Origin of the sequence: Neisseria sp. 19428wB4_WF04 (assembly GCF_015235335.1) — a bacterium.
In the GTDB taxonomy this organism is placed as follows: domain Bacteria; phylum Pseudomonadota; class Gammaproteobacteria; order Burkholderiales; family Neisseriaceae; genus Neisseria; species Neisseria musculi.
Map to the genome: position 1 here is coordinate 1 of NZ_JADGLG010000227.1, position 260 is coordinate 260.

The window sequence follows — 260 nt, forward strand, 5'->3', positions numbered from 1 at the left end:
CCCGTTTCCCATTTGGCTTTTCCGCCTTGAAACGGCGTTGCAGGATAGCGGCGCAACGTTGCCGGCCTCTTTCGAACGGGCGATGGACGGCATTGACTCCACCGTGCTGCCATCCCGGCCCGACACCACCTTAAGACGGCTGATTGTCTTGTGGTTGGCCAACATCCCTGCATAGCGGATTGCCGCCGTTATCCTGCGGCAGCCGCAGCGTCCTTTGTGTTGCCGGCAAGCCGCACGGATATGCCGTTTCAAACCGGCAT

General features: G+C 60.4%; 1 pseudogene. It reads right to left on the minus strand.

Annotated elements, in window-relative coordinates:
• Positions 1 to 132 precede the first annotated feature (132 nt).
• Positions 133 to 260: pseudogene (locus IR141_RS13720) on the minus strand (IS3 family transposase); the annotation flags it as partial.